Genomic DNA, 15546 nt, shown 5'->3' on the forward strand with positions numbered 1-15546 from the left:
TTATGGCTAAGCTGACAGGGTTCTTGTCTAACATATCACCCGAGATCCGCCAGTATTTGGTGGTTACAGGCAACTATTGGGCATTCACGCTCACCGATGGCGCATTACGTATGTTAGTGGTGCTCCATTTCCATGGATTAGGTTATAGCCCGCTGCAAATTGCCATGCTATTCCTCTTCTATGAAATCTTTGGGGTGGTAACGAACTTAGTCGGCGGCTGGCTCGGGGCGCGTTTAGGCTTAAATAAGACCATGAATGTGGGCCTATTTATGCAGATTGTTGCCCTTAGCATGCTGCTTGTGCCTAGCGGTATGCTGACGGTTGCTTGGGTGATGGCGGCGCAGGCCTTGTCGGGTATCGCTAAAGATCTCAATAAAATGAGTGCAAAAAGCAGTATCAAGTTGTTGGTGCCCAATGATGCTCAGGGTGAGCTGTATAAGTGGGTTGCCATGCTCACTGGCTCCAAAAATGCGCTAAAGGGCGCGGGGTTCTTCTTGGGCGGCGCCTTACTGACCCTGTTTGGATTCCAGCAGGCCGTGTTAGGCATGGCGATTGGCCTATTGCTGGTGTGGATTTGTAGTCTGTTAAGTTTGCAACGCGATTTAGGTAAAGCCAAAAACAAACCTAAGTTCACGGAAATTTTCTCTAAGAGTCCGGCGGTAAACACGCTTTCTGCCGCACGCATGTTTTTGTTTGGTGCGCGGGATGTGTGGTTTGTGGTGGCTTTACCCGTTTATTTGGCCTCAGCCTTTGGTTGGGATCATTGGTATGTCGGCGGTTTTCTCGCACTCTGGGTGATAGGTTATGGCATAGTGCAAGGCTTCGCACCTCGCTTGACGGGGACAAAGTCGGCGGGCAAAAACAAGGTTCCCGATGGACGTAGCGCCTTAGGTTCGGCGGCGATATTGAGCATAGTGCCAGCAGGCATTGCGCTGGCGATAAGTTATGACTTTCATGCCGAGAATATACTGATTTGGGGATTGATGCTATTTGGCGCCTTATTCGCGATCAACTCTTCATTACACAGCTATCTTATCGTCAGTTATGCGGATGACGATGGCGTATCGTTAGATGTGGGTTTTTACTACATGGCGAATGCTATGGGACGCTTGATCGGGACTGTGTTGTCTGGCTGGGTGTATCAAGTGTATGGCATGGCGGCTTGTCTGTGGATATCGGCGGCATTTATTGCGTTAGCGGCGCTTATCTCAATCAAACTGCCTCGGCATAAAGCGATATCAGATGGTGCTTAATACTTACCTAAGCTATCCCTGAGTTGTTGCGGTTGTTTTTATTCAATACCCACCAAAGTATGGTGGGTATTTTAATCACTCTGATGTTAACTGAAGTTTTTTGATTTTGAGCAAACAACTCTCTATACTCCGGCCTGTTTTATACACGTCATTATGTCGCTATTCCCAATAGCACAACTATTTTTAATGCAGTCAAATTTGAGTTGGCTCATATAAGTGAGGTTATTTTTCGGTGATGAGCATTAAGCCGCATTAGTTTAATCCTTCCTTTTTGGATCGTTAAGATCCGTCCTTAGTCGCTACCGACTCGGTAGTTGTTTTGCTGTACCCCATAATCCCAATTGCATTTCGTCACCTTGACGCATAAGTACCTCATTGGCTATGCGCTGACATTTGAGTCAAGTGTTGATATTAGCTATTGGAAGATATGATTAAATTTCAATCAGAGTGAGTGACATGATACAAACCATGAAAAAAGAGTGGTTCTCCAACATACGCGGAGATCTGTTAGCCGGTATTGTGGTTGCACTGGCGTTAGTCCCTGAGGCGATTGCCTTTTCTATCATTGCAGGCGTCGATCCTAAAGTCGGCCTGTATGCTTCATTCTGTATCGCAGTGGTCATCGCGTTTACAGGTGGCCGTCCTGGTATGATCTCTGCCGCAACGGGTGCTATGGCGTTGTTGATGGTGACCTTAGTGAAAGAACACGGCCTCGAGTATTTACTCGCGGCGACCCTATTAACGGGTGTGCTGCAAATTGCCGCGGGTTACTTAAAGCTAGGAAGCTTGATGCGTTTCGTCTCCCGCTCTGTGGTGACGGGCTTTGTGAATGCACTGGCGATTCTGATCTTTATGGCCCAGTTGCCCGAACTGACCAATGTGACTTGGCACGTATATGCGATGACGGTAGCTGGCCTCGGTATCATTTACCTATTCCCACTCATCCCAGTGATCGGTAAATCCTTACCTTCGCCTCTCGTGTGTATTGTCGGATTAACACTTTTTGCGGTTTATATGGGGTTAGATATTCGTACTGTCGGCGACATGGGACAACTGCCTGATACTTTGCCTATTTTCCTCTGGCCTGAAGTGCCATTGACCCTTGAAACTCTGATGATCATCTTCCCTTATTCGGCCGGCCTTGCCGTGGTGGGTTTGCTGGAATCTATGATGACTGCCACCATAGTCGATGACTTAACCGATACCCAAAGCGATAAAAACCGCGAGTGTAAGGGCCAAGGTATTGCCAATATCGGCGCGGGTTTAATGGGCGGTATGGCTGGTTGCGCTATGATTGGTCAGTCGATCATCAATGTTAAATCGGGTGGTCGCGGACGGTTATCGACCTTTTCAGCGGGGGTATTTCTACTCATATTGATTGTATTCCTCGGCGAATGGTTAAAGCTCATCCCTATGGCGGCACTGGTTGCCGTGATGATCATGGTGTCTATCGGTACTTTCTCTTGGGATTCAATTCGCAATCTTAAGCATCATCCAATATCAACCAACCTTGTGATGGTGGCGACCGTTGCTGTGGTGGTTGCTACCCATAACTTAGCTATGGGAGTATTTGTGGGGGTATTACTCGCGTCCCTGTTCTTTGCTAATAAAGTGGGCCGTTTTATGGTGGTTAAGAGTGTAACGGCTGCTGCCGACGCAGGTCGCCATTATCAAGTTATTGGGCAAGTCTTTTTTGCCTCGGCAGATAAGTTCAGTAATTCATTTGATTTTAGGGAAGTGGTTGATAAGGTGACTATCGACTTATCTCAAGCGCATTTCTGGGATATTACTGCGGTATCGGCCCTAGACAAGGTAGTGATTAAATTCCGTCGCGAGGGAACTGAAGTGGAGTTAATTGGCCTTAACCAAGCCAGTGCAACCATAGTCGATAAATTTGGGGTGCACGATAAGCCAGAAGACGTTGAAAACATGATGTCTGGTCACTAAGCCCTTAGCAACACAGGAAAAGGAAAAAACGATGACAAATGTGATTGCCTGTATCGACGGTTCAAAAGTGACACTCGCTGTATGTGACGCCAGTAGCTGGGCCGCCCAGCAACTGGATGCCTCAGTAACTCTATTGCATGTATTGGATAAGTCAGCCTATCCGATAGAGCCAGATCTGTCGGGAAATATTGGCCTAGGTACACGGGAGCACTTGCTCAATGAAATGGTTGAGCTCGAAGCGCGCCGAGGCAAACTCGCACTTGAACAGGGTAAGTATATGCTGCAAGACGCAAAAATCCGCGTTGTTGAGAAGCAGCCTAGCAGAATGGTTGCAACCTTGCAGCGTCACGGCGATTTAGTCGAAACCCTGTTAGAGCAAGAATCCCATGCCAGACTGGTGGTGATGGGCCGTCAAGGGGAGCAGCATCAAGATCAAGCGCAGGCCATTGGCAGCCATTTAGAAAATGTCATTCGCACGCTTAAGCAGCCTATTTTAGTGGTGATGGACGAGTTTACTGCACCGAAGCGATTTATGATCGCCTATGATGGCAGCATTACTGCGAAAAAAGCCCTTAATCAAGTGCTAACGAGTCCACTTTTAAAAGGGCTCGAATGTCATTTAGTGATGGTGTCTGATGATCAATCGCTGGCGACCGCTGAACTGGCGTTGGTGACCGAATCTCTGATTGCGGCGGATTTCAATGTGGTTACCGCCGTTTGTCAGGGAGAAGTGCAAACGGCCCTTGAGATCTATCAACTTGAGCATCAAATCGATCTTATGGTGATGGGCGCCTATGGTCATTCGCGTATTCGGGAGTTTTTTGTGGGTAGTAACACCACAAGGATGATCAGTAAAAGCCATATCCCCTTGTTATTACTTCGCTAGGTTAAATATACATTTCAACTTATTTTGCTCAATCCTAATGACTTGGTTTTAGTTAGAACATCTGAGTCAGAAGCTTGAGGTAATTATTTAAGAAAAAACGGCGAGCATTTAGGCTCGCCGTTTGATATCACAGCCGAATGGCTCGTGTTAGTTAGCTTTAGGCTCAAAGCTAAAGGCTTGACCCGCAAGAGCGGCTTCAAACATTAAGCCGCCTTTTGCTGCGGTAAATACTGCCATACCGTTGATATAAGAGCCGCTCGCCGAGCGATTACCACCCGATTGGCCTGCGCCTGCTGAGTTGCCTGTGGTTCCTGCTTGAGCGCTTGCTCCCATGTTGATGGCAACTGCCGACGCTTGGGCGTCAAACTCGAAACTGCCGCTCGTGAAGGCTTCGTAGGCTTTGGCATCTTTAAAGAAGATGATCTCGCTGTAGGCTTGTCCACCTAATTGAAAACCGATGGATAATTGAGTCAGACTCGAATCACCCATATAGGCACCGCCTTGGTAGACTCTGCCTTTGCCATAGGCTGCACCGATCCCAATTCCGCCTTTACCCACAGTTGGGAATAAAGCATAGCCATAGGCTGTGTCGAAAAATTTACTGGTTTCTTTCGCTTTTTGGAAATTGACTACTGCCTGATCGTAGCTTTCATCTGCATGTACAGTTGGGGCAGCAAATAGGCTCACAATAAGGCATGTTGATGCCGCAATGGCTGTTAAAAATGATTTCATGGTAACGCCTCTTCTCAAGTCTTTAGTTGTTCCAGACTAGCCTTTATCGACACAAATGACAGCCAAAAGTGACATATGTGTCAGCTTAGGTTCAGTGTTCGACTTAATGGTTGGAGTGATATTGGTGGTGATGATTGGAGTGCGGTTTCGCCAATTAGTTCTTAGGTGGCGAAGAACCTTGGTTTTTTTCTGCATCGTCCTGCTGAACTTGATGCAAAAATTCATACTCCTCTGGGGTGAGAACATTTTCAATGACGAGTGGGCGTTGCTCTAACTCTGGTTCGGCCATGCGGCCTTTTAAGTAGGCAGAGCGGGTGATTTGCTTTAGCCCATACACCGCCAGCATATACATGCTCAGTAGTAAGGTCAGCCTTGGCAATGCGTGGGAAAGTAGCGATAGATTATCACCAAGATAGAAAGGCAAGATCACCACAAATACGCGGATTAACCAATTCAACAACATGGCCAAGGTCAAGCTTATCAGCCAACGAAACCGAATGGTGCCGAGCGCCTCTTGGGTTTGAGTGACATCTCTTTGATTGCGTTTATGTCGACGAAACAACATCCACAGCGCGATAAAGTAAAAACAGGTTTGTACAGATAACAGCGCTGGGAGTAGAGCGCCCCATTGGCTGATACTCATTTCTTTAAGCATCAGAGCTATGGGTTGCCACTCGTTAATGGGATGCGCAGTTAATCTTAGGGCAATATCTAAAATGGCGAAAAATAATGTTAATGCAGATGGCCAGTAATGCTTTGAAAACCCTAGCGGTTTATTGGTTGGTGCTAAACTGCGTTTGCAATATAGATAGAGCAAAGGCATGAGCAAAAAATAGATGGGGTTAATCAGATTGAATAGGATATGAATGGGAATTGGACTGTTATCGCGGTTTAACATACCCGTGAGGAAGTATAGAGCAATAAGACTTAAGAAAGCGGCGAGGAGTTTTTGGTTAGCGTCTGGGTGATAAAAATAGCGAATATAAATAGCTAACGCGAGGCAATGTACGCCTCCAAATAATGACAACCACCAGTAAGCTTGAGTGAAAAAACTATGAAACTCGTTCATATGCGATACCTCGAGCCCTGTTATATCAGGGAAATCGGCTCGGTAAAAGTATCGCCGTTAGTTTTTCTGTTGGCTTGCTATGCGCTGATGGCGATTTGAAGCCGCCTCGGGCACAACGCTGGGAACAGGAATGCGTTCTGCGAGTAAGTGCTTGATTGCACGAACGGGATGCGGTAATAACATCCGTGGACCAGAAAAGATCATGATCTCTTTGACGATTTGTTTCTGCGCAGGTTTGTAGCAATGCACTGGGCATTTATTACAGGTGGGTTTGTTTTGTCCGTAGGGGCAGCGATCTAGGCGTGTTGCGGCATAATCCAATAACTCAATGCAATCTGCACATAGGCTCGTCGCGTCTTGGCCTTGGTGTTTCGCCTTGCAATAAATCGTCACCATTGCGGCAATGGTTTGGTGTTCGTACAGGAGTTTGCCCGTAAGCAGTGTGGCTGTGCCCATTGGAATACCTTAGCTTGTCACTCGGATATCCCATCATAGGCAGTGAAATTGGCGCTGACAAAACGAAAGCGCCAATTTATGAAGGTGCGCACAAAATGGGGCTTTAAATAATCCAACTATCCCCAATGTCACACCTAAAAATAAATCTTAGATATGCATCACTTTGTCGGCGGCCAGTGTCCAGCGAGTTAAATCTTGTAGTGTGCCTATGTGCGCACCTTCGATAATCATTTCCGCAGTAACACCTCGTGCTTGAGCGCAGGTCTTGCAAAGTAGAATAGGAACTTGCTGTGCCGAGAGAATTTCAAACATCTGCTGCAGGTTGTAGCTTAAGTCAGGTGTGGTTTGATTTTTGAGTGCGCCAAACACGGCATCTGACATGAGAAAAAGTTTAAGATCGACCGCTTGCTCGTCCTGATCCTTCAGGGCTAATGCGATGCGTAAGCTATTAAATAGCTTTTCTGTTCCGTAGGGACTGGCATGGGCCACGATAAGAATACTTTGCATCAGGTTTTCCTTATGTTTGTTATAAGCAGGTGGATGGGGGGGGATTAGGGAACTCGATTGTGCCAGTCTAGCGCAATTGGCTATAACTATTTGAGCGCAAGATCGTATAAAAAGGCATAAATACTTGATTTGCACCGACACAATGGACTTTAATAGCGGTTAATCTCTGCTCAATTTTTAGCTAGACTCGGTTGCCATGGACACAGTCCTGATGGACGTTGGCAAACCCATTGACACGGCTTCTGATGAGAAGCGGCTATCAAAGGTGAACAAGAATGAAGATCTTAGTCGTATTTATACTGATTGCTGTCGGGGTGTTTTTATTCCTTCGCGCGCAGCGATTGGCGAAAGAAGAACAAGAGGCGATGAAACCCAAGTCGACCTCGGTAAAACCTGTAGTTCCCACCGAAGAGGCACCTATTTTCTCCGCTGCTGAGCCCGAGCGTGTAGAACCTGAGCCAGTTAAAAGGGTTGAGGATACTGGCGTGGCTGAAGTAGAGCCCGTTATCGAAGTTGAAGCCGAATTAATGCCCCGTGAGACCGAAAGCCCTGCGAGCATTTCGGTGGCGCTAGACACAGATATCATCGAAGTCGATATACCTGCAGCCCATAACGAAGAGGCGGTGATCATTTTAGGCACTACGCCTACAGATGAACAAGCTGACACCCAAGATGACGCAGAGCCAGCATCGAACACACGTTCTGAGGTCGGTGCGCCAGGGGCTTGGGCGAATGTGACTTTAGTTCGGGCCTTTGAGGAGTATCAAGGAGCGACGTCAGCCAGTGCTCGCTATACCGCGCTGCAAAATATGATTGCTGAATGCTACAAACAGCGTAAATCGGCGGATTACCTCAACTATGGTGCTCAATTAGCGGAAGAGTATATTGCACTGTTCCAAGCGGCTAGCGCCGAGCAAGGCAAAGATACTGAGCTTAAATCTTCCGGTTTCCTGCATTTAGCCACCTTGCTAAATGATACCCAAGCCTTCGATGCCGCCATTGTCATCTGTCGTAAAGCACTCGAGCTTGGGCTGAGCGATGGCACTGTCACTGGCTTTGAGGGCCGAATCAACCGGATTGAGAAAGCACAGACTAAAGCAACCACGGCTTGATATGTTGTAGGGAGCGCTTAGCGGGTAAACCCTTAGTCGAAAAGCGGTTATTTCCCTCGTCTAAGCAGTGTAGAATCCCTGCTAACTGAATGCGCAAAAGGCGAACTAAGGTTCGCCTTTTTTATGGGCTTAATAGGGGAAAAATGAAACTAAGCTATGCCTTACCGAATGTCTTATTCGGGCTTGGATTATTGCTACTCAGTGGCTGTACTAAAACCCCAGAATGGACTCTATTTTATTATCCCGATGTGAGTGCCATTCCGGTGACACCTTTGCAGGCCGAAGATATTAATGGTTACTACGATTCTCTAGAGCAATGCCAGAGCAAGGCTCATGGTATGCAACGTCTAAGTCGTTCTGGCGTGAGTGGTTTTGGCCTTGGATCTTATCAATGTGGGCACCTATGCGAGTTCGACGATAAGTCGGTGCTGGTTTGCAAGACCATGAGCCAATAGGTGGACAAGATGAAGTTTAAACAGGATTTTTTTACTCAGCTGCCTGAGTTTTACTCGCAAGTATATCCACAAGGGATAACTAAGCCTGAATGGCTGGCATGGAGTAATGACGCCGCGCAATTGATTGGCTTGAGCCAACCCACCGATGAGTTGTTATTGGGCTTATCTGGCAATGCGGCCGTCGATGGCGCGACCTACTATGCCCAAGTGTATAGCGGCCACCAATTTGGCGGTTACACGCCGCGCTTAGGGGATGGACGCTCGATCATTTTAGGTGAAGCGATTGGTCCAAATGGCGCATGGGATGTCGCTCTTAAAGGCGGCGGTCCGACGCCTTATTCGCGCCGTGGTGATGGCCGTGCTGTGATGCGCTCCGCGGTGCGCGAGTTTTTAGTCTCTGAGGCGCTGCATCATCTGCACGTGCCGACGACTCGCGCTTTGGCCGTGATTGGCTCTGACTTGCCCGTATGGCGTGAGAGCCAAGAAACCGCAGCCATTACCGTGCGTTTAGCCCGTAGCCATATTCGTTTCGGTCATTTCGAGTTTTTCTGCCACAGTGAGCGCGGCCGTGCCGATAAGCTGACTCAATTACTCAACTTCACTATTACTCAGCATTATCCCCATTTGAGTTGTGATGCCGCAGGTTATAAAGCGTGGTTTTTACAGGTAGTGCAAGATACCGCCAAGATGATTGCCCACTGGCAGGCGGTCGGTTTTGCCCATGGCGTGATGAACACAGACAATATGTCGATTCTAGGTGACAGTTTTGACTTCGGTCCCTTTGCGTTCCTCGATACATTCCAAGAAGACTTTATCTGTAATCATTCTGATCCCGAAGGTCGCTATGCCTTTGGTCAGCAGCCGGGTGTCGGTTTGTGGAACTTGCAACGTTTAGCGCAGGCGCTCACACCAGTGATCCCATCCGATGACTTAATTGCCATTCTTAATCAATACCAAGAGGCGCTAGTGCAGCCTTATTTGTGCTTGATGCGGGCAAAACTAGGTCTATCTGCAGTTGATGTTTCGTCGGTGGAGCAGGACAAACAGGATCTCGAACTTATAGGTCGATTTACTGTGCTGATGGAGAAAAATCAACTCGATTACACTCAGACTTGGCGTCAATTAGGCAAGTTAGATCCAACCAGCAAACACAGTGCGCTGCGGGATGACTTTATCGATGTCTGTCAGTTTGATGTTTGGTATCAAGCCTATCAACAGCGATTGGGCGTGGTGGCTGATATCCCTGCGTGGCAAACTGAGCGTAATAATGTGAATCCCAAATATATTTTGCGTAACTATTTAGCCCAAGAGGCGATAATCGCAGTAGAAGAGGGTAATCTTGCGCCGCTGCATTTGCTGCAAAAAATCTTAACTCAGCCCTTTGCCGAACACGCAGAGCATGAAGACTTGGCCAAGCGTCCACCAGACTGGGGCCAAGGCTTGATCATGTCATGTAGTAGTTGATGGGATAACAAGCATGAAATTATCAAGTACGCATTTAAAAGCCATGAGCTTAGATACCATTAGCTTAGATAAAAGTGCCTTAAGTTTAGCGGTCAGTGCGGATATCGATTTTGATCGTTTCGCCGACTTTGCCGAACCCTTAGCCGCGGCGCTAGATTGCACTGTGCGCGAGCGTCAGTGGGGTGCCGACAGGCATCAATGGTTATTAGAATTTGAAGGCAGCCAGTTATGGCTCAATTATGAGTTTTACGGCAACATTTGCTGGCTCTCGACCGAACGAGAAGCCGATTTTGAGGTGCTGGAATACTTAGCCACTTTGCTGCAACCTCACCTAAGAGTGAACTGAATATGAGTCAGAATATGACGCCACCAACCACGAGTTCTAGCGGCGCAGAGTTCCATTTTCAAGCCCTAACACCGGATTTGATCTTAGATGCGATCGAAAGTCTGGGCGTGTACCCAGAAACGGGCTTACTCGCGCTGAACAGTTACGAGAACCGCGTTTATCAGTTCCGTAGCGATGAAGGGCTGCGTTATGTGGTGAAGTTCTATCGCCCAGATCGTTGGAGCGATGCGCAGATCCAAGAGGAACATGATTATGCGCTCGCACTCGCGGCAGAAGATATCCCGATTGCCGTACCTGTAATTATCGAAGGCCATACGTTACACAAGTACCAAGGTTATCGATTTACCCTGTTTCCTTCCTTGGGTGGTCGCGCCTTCGAAGTCGATAATTTAGAGCAGCTGGAATTAGTGGGTCGGTTCATCGGTCGTATACATCAGTACGCGGCGCAAACGGTATTTGCTGAACGTGAACCGCTGAATCCGCAGATTTTAGGCGCCGAGCCGCTCGCGTGGTTAAAGCAATCTAATCTGGTGCCTAATAGCCTACGCTTGCCGTTCTTTACCGTAGTAGAGCAGGTGTTGGCAAAGGCGAATGCGATTTGGGATCGCCAAGATTTTGCGGCCATTCGTTTACACGGCGATTTACACCCAGGCAATATTTTGTGGACGCCAGACGGTCCCGGATTCGTCGATTTAGACGATGCTCGCATGGGACCGGCGATTCAAGATTTATGGATGATGCTAACCGGGGATAGAGCGCAGCAACTGATGCAGCTTGAGATCTTACTCGAAGCCTATGAAGAATTTTGTGAGTTTGATACAAGACAGTTAACCTTGATTGAACCGTTGCGGGCGCTGCGTATGGTGCATTACAACGCGTGGATTGGCCGTCGCTGGGACGATCCTGCTTTCCCGATGAACTTCCCGTGGTTTGGGGATGAAAAGTATTGGGAACAGCAGATTTTGGCGTTCAAAGAGCAATTATTTGCCCTTAGCGAACCACCACTGAGCCTAGTGCCGTATTAGCATTGAGCAAAATATGATTTCACAGACGTATCTTGTGACATTAGATTGAACTCTTAAGCTTGAGTTACACTCAAAAAATGGAATATGTTAGTCTCCAGCCAATTTATCAAAATGATTTAAGGAATTTTCATGAAAAAAGTATTACTCATGGCCGCGGCTCTGTTAATGGCGCCACTGGCAGTATCGGCTGTGGAATACCAAGAAGGTGTGCATTACACAGTGATTAACGATGGCCCAGCAACTGCGAAGCCTGAGATTACTGAGTTTTTCTCTTTCTATTGTCCGCATTGTTTTACTTTCTCTAAAACCGTAGTGCCAAAAATTCTCACCGAGAAGCCAGAAGGCGTTGCGTTTAACCAAGCACACGTTGATTTTATCGGCAAAGAGATGGGGGTTGAAATGTCACGCGCATTTGCAGTCGCACATCAGTTAAACGTCGATGAGAAAATGGATGCGGCGTTATTCTCTGCTATTCATGAGAAGAAACAGCATTTTACTAATCGCGATGATGTTCGTGCTGTGTTTATTGCTAACGGTGTCGATGGTAAAACCTTCGATGCGGCTGCAGAGTCTTTCATGGTAAAGGCGCAAATGGCAAAGATGAAGCGTGATACTGAAAATGCTAAGCTGACGGGTGTACCTGCTCTGGTTGTTAACGGTAAGTACCGTGTTGAAACAGGGGCAATCAAATCCTACGACGAGCTGTTAGAAATTGCTTTCTACCTAGCAAAAAAATAGTTCGATAGGCGTTACCCGCACTGCTGTCATATGAGCGGATGATAATGCTGTATCGATTGCATGTTAAAGAGAGCCTAAGGGCTCTTTTTTATTGGGGCGGTTGGCAACAACAAGGCAAATAGCGCTTTGATAGGGAGTTTAACGTACTGAGTTAGGCCTCTGTAGGCTAGTCGTTTGAACTTATGGAATAAAGACGAGGCAAAAAATGGGCAAAAAAAACCGTACTTCTTGTAAAAGAAAGTACGGACTTGAGCCAGAGGACTCATTTTTACCCTGAGTAACGCTAATAATTTAGCAGAGTGTCAAAAAATTGGCAAGTGACATTATTATGGCGTTCTTCTTTTTTACTCACAGGGTGACATATTCATAGTTTAACTAAATCAAACGATTAAGTATTTTTGGCGATAAAAGATGAAAAATACCACTCTAACGATGAAACTCAAGTGGCAAAGCTTCTGTCAAACAACTGTAATCAATAACAACAAGAATGCTTGTAGGTGGTCATATGAGAGTTTTTCCTGTCTACGCACCTAAGCTTATCGTTAAGCACGCGCGTATTTTTCTCACTGGTGTTATTTGGGTTAAAGATTTAGGACGATTGGAATTTGAGAAGGGACGGTTTTTACTGCCAAGAAAAAGCCTGCCAAAAGTGAAGCAGGCTATTTTAGAATTGAACGAACTGATCGAAGCGCAGCATCATCAAACTAATGCAGTTTAGATTTCGCTGTTTAACAAGCCAACAAGGCCAGTCACTTTTTCGTTCCAAGAAGTGAGTTCTTCTTGTAGTTGCTGGTTTTGCGCATTCAATTGTTGATTGTGCTCACTCAGCGTAGACGCTTTTTGCTTCTCTTCTTCAAGCTCCATTTTTAGAAGCTCGATAGTTTCGAGTGCAGCCTGGATTTTGGTTTCCAGTTTGGACAGTAATTCAAGGCTCATCTGGAGAGTCCTATGGTTTCTGGATGGGACTGTGATTCTAGCAGTGCCTAGAACTTAAGGAATAGCGATTCTTGCCGTTTGGTCAAAAAACACCCTATTACTGGGTTCTAAATTAAGTTTTTTTGCATTTGTTATTAACTCGTTAGTATTCTTGGTTTTATTTTTTATCGGAATGGTCCATGTCGCCTAGTTTGCTCGCCATACTCCCGTTACTGTTGACCTTAACCTTAGCCCTGTTTTTACGCCGCACGCTGGTGGCGTTAGGCGTTGGTATCGTCTCTGGCGCCCTATTGATCGCCCAATTTGACCCGCTGCAAACTGGGTTGTATTTGCTTGATATCGGTGTAAAACAATTTTATGCCCAAGGTGCTTGGCAAGCGTGGCATCTCAATGTGCTGTTCGCCATGTTACTGCTCGGTAGCATGACGCAATTGTTAGCACGTGGCGGTGCCGTGGGTCAGTTTGGCGATTGGCTGTATAGCCGTATTCGTACTGAGCGTCAGGCGCGTCTTGGGGTCGTATTTCTTGGTTGGTTAGTGTTTATCGATGGGATTTTCAGTTGTCTTGCTGTCGGCCATGTGTGTCAGCCGCTCAGCCAGCGTTATGGTATTCGCCATGAGCAGCTTGCCTATTTGGTTGATTCCAATGCTTCGCCTTTATGCGCGCTATTGCCTTTCTCCAGTTGGGGCCCCTATGTGATGGCGCTTATCGCGGGGATCAGCTTTTTACCTGTGTCGCCACTGGAAGCCTTTATTGAGGTAGCCTTGTTTAACTTTTACGCCATAGTGACCTTAGGCTTGTCCGTGCTCGTCGCTTGGTATGGCGTGGGTTTTCACTCTTTTGTTGCTGCTACTGCTGTGGAATCCTCCAATACGGTCGAGGTTAAGGGAAATCCTTGGCTGCTCGCAATCCCTATGCTGACTCTGCTGTCTGCTTCAGTTGGATTAACTTTGTGGTCGGGGGCTCAGCAGGTCTCTTCTTGGGATGTGTCACTTTGGCTTGCTAAGGCTGATATTGGCGCTTCTATGCGCGATGCTTGTTTGTTGGCAACCTTGGTCACTCTTGCCATGTTAGGCTTGTCTGGGCGACGTTTAACGGCGTTAGTGGGGGATTTGAGCCACGGAGTTCGCATGATCGCCTTCGCCATTGCGATTTTACTCTGCACTTGGATGATTGGCACTGTGATCCAAGATCTTGGCGTCGCTAAATTATTGGCTGCTTGGGCTAAGGCTTATCTTTCCCCGCATCTGCTGGTAGCGGGAATGTTTTTACTCTGCGCGATAATGGCTTTTGCGACGGGTTCAAGCTGGGGAACATTTGCAATTATGATCCCTATTGGCGCAGAGATTGCCCATAACTTAGATCCTCATTTGTTGTTACCTGTACTGAGCGCTGTGATGGCGGGGTCGGTTTTTGGCGACCACTGCTCGCCCATTTCAGATACCAGCGTGCTCAGTGCGACCAGCTCAGGTTGCGCTCCCCATGACCATGTGGTGACTCAGTTGCCCTTTGCTTTGATCGCGGCATGCGCAGCCTTAGTCGGATTTCAATTAGTCAATTTAGCCGTGGCGACGCCGTTAGTGTGGCTGGCCGTGGTGAGCTGTAGTCTAGGATTATTTGTCTTGATGGCACGTTTTTATTCACCTTTGCCCAGATTCGTGGCGCAGACATAAAGCCAGTTTATCGCTAAAATGGCCGATTCGGTTCTTACTGAGCCATTTATTTAAGTGCATCTGATTTAAGAGATTATCAATATGAGTATTACCCGTTTAGATGTAGGTACCCGCATGAGCAGTATAGTGATCCACCAAGGTACTGTGTATCTGTGTGGTCAAGTGGCGAAGGACAAGTATCAAGGTATCACCGAGCAAACTGTCACTATGCTTGAGGAGGTCGATACCTTGTTAGCGCAGGCGGGAAGTTCGCGTGAGCATTTACTGTCAGCGACTATTTATCTGAAAGATATGGGTGATTATGATGCGATGAATGCGGTATGGGATACTTGGGTGCCTAAAGGTCATGCGCCAGCCCGTGCTTGTGTGCAAGCCGCTATTGCCGAGCCTGAATATTTGGTTGAAGTCTCAGTGATTGCGGCGGTTGCGGTTTAAGCGCTAAGCTATTTTTCGTCCCGTTTAGAAGCCTGTTTCGATCCCTATTTCGAATCCTGTCACCGAGTGTCATGACTCGGTGAAGCTTTTCCGCAATACACCTCGCTAACTAAACCTGTATTGTTCAGCAGGTCCACTCTCTTCTAACAAAACCCTTTTGCTTTAACCTAATAAGTATTCCATTAAATGTGCAGGGACAAGCGGCGGATGATCCCCATATTGTTCTGAGAGTGCGGTGGCGATAGTCTCAATATCTTGTTGGGCTAAGCCTTGTTCGATAATGGCAAACGCCCAAGGAGCCTCGGTTTTGAGTTTGAGGAAATAAGGCGTTTCGACAAATTGTGCGAGTGAGTAAGCGGAGCCTCCTAAACCATGCCCCCAACCTTCGCTGACCTGAAAGGGTCTATCTAAATGTGCCATATCAAACTCAATGAGATGGGGGTATTGGCCGTTATGCCCACCGATCCAATGACCGATTTCAACCGATAAAATCATAGTTGCCATGTTATATC

General features: G+C 47.1%; 18 protein-coding genes. 12 read left to right on the forward strand and 6 right to left on the reverse strand.

Annotated features, from left to right (window positions below):
- Positions 1-2 precede the first annotated feature (2 nt).
- The 3 genes from arsJ to ACHA99_RS11610 all read left to right on the forward strand — a co-directional run bounded on the left by arsJ (position 3) and on the right by ACHA99_RS11610 (position 4086).
- The gene (arsJ, locus tag ACHA99_RS11600) at positions 3-1253 is read left to right on the forward strand and encodes an organoarsenical effux MFS transporter ArsJ (RefSeq protein WP_393942847.1); all 1251 of its coding nucleotides are present in this window, start codon (positions 3-5) and stop codon (positions 1251-1253) included.
- A gap of 456 nt (positions 1254-1709) precedes the next feature.
- Positions 1710-3200, forward strand: a complete 1491-nt coding sequence (locus tag ACHA99_RS11605) for a SulP family inorganic anion transporter (protein WP_393942849.1) — start codon at positions 1710-1712, stop codon at positions 3198-3200.
- A 31-nt stretch (positions 3201-3231) separates the two neighbouring features.
- A complete protein-coding gene (locus tag ACHA99_RS11610; RefSeq protein WP_393942851.1) occupies positions 3232-4086 on the forward strand; it encodes a universal stress protein in 855 nt (284 codons plus the stop codon).
- 147 nt (positions 4087-4233) lie between these two features.
- Here ACHA99_RS11610 and ACHA99_RS11615 read toward each other — a convergent pair whose 3' ends face one another.
- The 4 genes from ACHA99_RS11615 to ACHA99_RS11630 all read right to left on the reverse strand — a co-directional run bounded on the left by ACHA99_RS11615 (position 4234) and on the right by ACHA99_RS11630 (position 6850).
- Positions 4234-4818: a YSC84-related protein gene (locus ACHA99_RS11615; RefSeq protein ID WP_105250489.1), complete on the reverse strand. Its 585-nt coding sequence runs from the start codon at positions 4816-4818 to the stop codon at positions 4234-4236.
- A gap of 154 nt (positions 4819-4972) precedes the next feature.
- Positions 4973-5887, reverse strand: a complete 915-nt coding sequence (locus tag ACHA99_RS11620; RefSeq protein ID WP_393942853.1) for a hypothetical protein — start codon at positions 5885-5887, stop codon at positions 4973-4975.
- Positions 5888-5944: 57 nt separating this feature from the next.
- A complete protein-coding gene (locus ACHA99_RS11625) occupies positions 5945-6343 on the reverse strand; it encodes a nitrous oxide-stimulated promoter family protein (RefSeq protein ID WP_071940633.1) in 399 nt (132 codons plus the stop codon).
- A 147-nt stretch (positions 6344-6490) separates the two neighbouring features.
- On the reverse strand, positions 6491-6850 hold the full coding sequence (locus tag ACHA99_RS11630; protein WP_006083495.1) for a DsrE/DsrF/TusD sulfur relay family protein: 360 nt from the start codon (positions 6848-6850) through the stop codon (positions 6491-6493).
- A 275-nt stretch (positions 6851-7125) separates the two neighbouring features.
- Between ACHA99_RS11630 and ACHA99_RS11635 the strand changes: the two genes are divergently transcribed.
- From ACHA99_RS11635 to ACHA99_RS11665, 7 genes are all read left to right on the forward strand, one after another.
- Positions 7126-7962 carry a hypothetical protein gene (locus ACHA99_RS11635; protein WP_393942856.1) on the forward strand — a complete coding sequence of 279 codons (837 nt, stop codon included), beginning with the start codon at positions 7126-7128 and terminating at the stop codon, positions 7960-7962.
- A gap of 143 nt (positions 7963-8105) precedes the next feature.
- On the forward strand, positions 8106-8417 hold the full coding sequence (locus ACHA99_RS11640; protein ID WP_105250486.1) for a hypothetical protein: 312 nt from the start codon (positions 8106-8108) through the stop codon (positions 8415-8417).
- Between the two features lie 9 nt (positions 8418-8426).
- Positions 8427-9881: a YdiU family protein gene (locus ACHA99_RS11645; RefSeq protein ID WP_393942858.1), complete on the forward strand. Its 1455-nt coding sequence runs from the start codon at positions 8427-8429 to the stop codon at positions 9879-9881.
- Positions 9882-9894: 13 nt separating this feature from the next.
- Positions 9895-10227, forward strand: coding sequence for a DUF3630 family protein (locus ACHA99_RS11650; protein WP_263168403.1), 333 nt, complete (start codon positions 9895-9897; stop codon positions 10225-10227).
- Positions 10228-10229: 2 nt separating this feature from the next.
- Entirely contained in the window at positions 10230-11252 is a 1023-nt protein-coding gene (locus ACHA99_RS11655) for a serine/threonine protein kinase (protein WP_105250484.1), read from the forward strand.
- A 129-nt stretch (positions 11253-11381) separates the two neighbouring features.
- Positions 11382-11990 (forward strand): thiol:disulfide interchange protein DsbA/DsbL, encoded by a 609-nt coding sequence (locus tag ACHA99_RS11660; RefSeq protein ID WP_131524948.1) that lies wholly within the window; start codon positions 11382-11384, stop codon positions 11988-11990.
- 505 nt (positions 11991-12495) lie between these two features.
- The gene (locus ACHA99_RS11665; RefSeq protein ID WP_006083486.1) at positions 12496-12708 is read left to right on the forward strand and encodes a DUF1107 domain-containing protein; all 213 of its coding nucleotides are present in this window, start codon (positions 12496-12498) and stop codon (positions 12706-12708) included.
- Here the strand turns inward: ACHA99_RS11665 and ACHA99_RS11670 are convergent.
- On the reverse strand, positions 12705-12926 hold the full coding sequence (locus ACHA99_RS11670) for a cell division protein ZapB (protein WP_006083484.1): 222 nt from the start codon (positions 12924-12926) through the stop codon (positions 12705-12707). The genes ACHA99_RS11665 and ACHA99_RS11670 overlap by 4 nt on opposite strands.
- 179 nt (positions 12927-13105) lie before the next feature.
- On the opposite strand from ACHA99_RS11670, the gene ACHA99_RS11675 reads away from it, so the two are divergent.
- Positions 13106-14599 (forward strand): Na+/H+ antiporter NhaC family protein, encoded by a 1494-nt coding sequence (locus ACHA99_RS11675; protein ID WP_393942862.1) that lies wholly within the window; start codon positions 13106-13108, stop codon positions 14597-14599.
- A gap of 81 nt (positions 14600-14680) precedes the next feature.
- Entirely contained in the window at positions 14681-15034 is a 354-nt protein-coding gene (locus ACHA99_RS11680) for a RidA family protein (RefSeq protein ID WP_393942864.1), read from the forward strand.
- Between the two features lie 162 nt (positions 15035-15196).
- Here ACHA99_RS11680 and ACHA99_RS11685 read toward each other — a convergent pair whose 3' ends face one another.
- Entirely contained in the window at positions 15197-15538 is a 342-nt protein-coding gene (locus ACHA99_RS11685; protein WP_219251781.1) for a hypothetical protein, read from the reverse strand.
- Positions 15539-15546 lie beyond the last annotated feature (8 nt).

This window comes from Shewanella sp. S23-S33, from assembly GCF_043359565.1.
Taxonomy (GTDB): Bacteria; Pseudomonadota; Gammaproteobacteria; order Enterobacterales; family Shewanellaceae; genus Shewanella; species Shewanella oncorhynchi.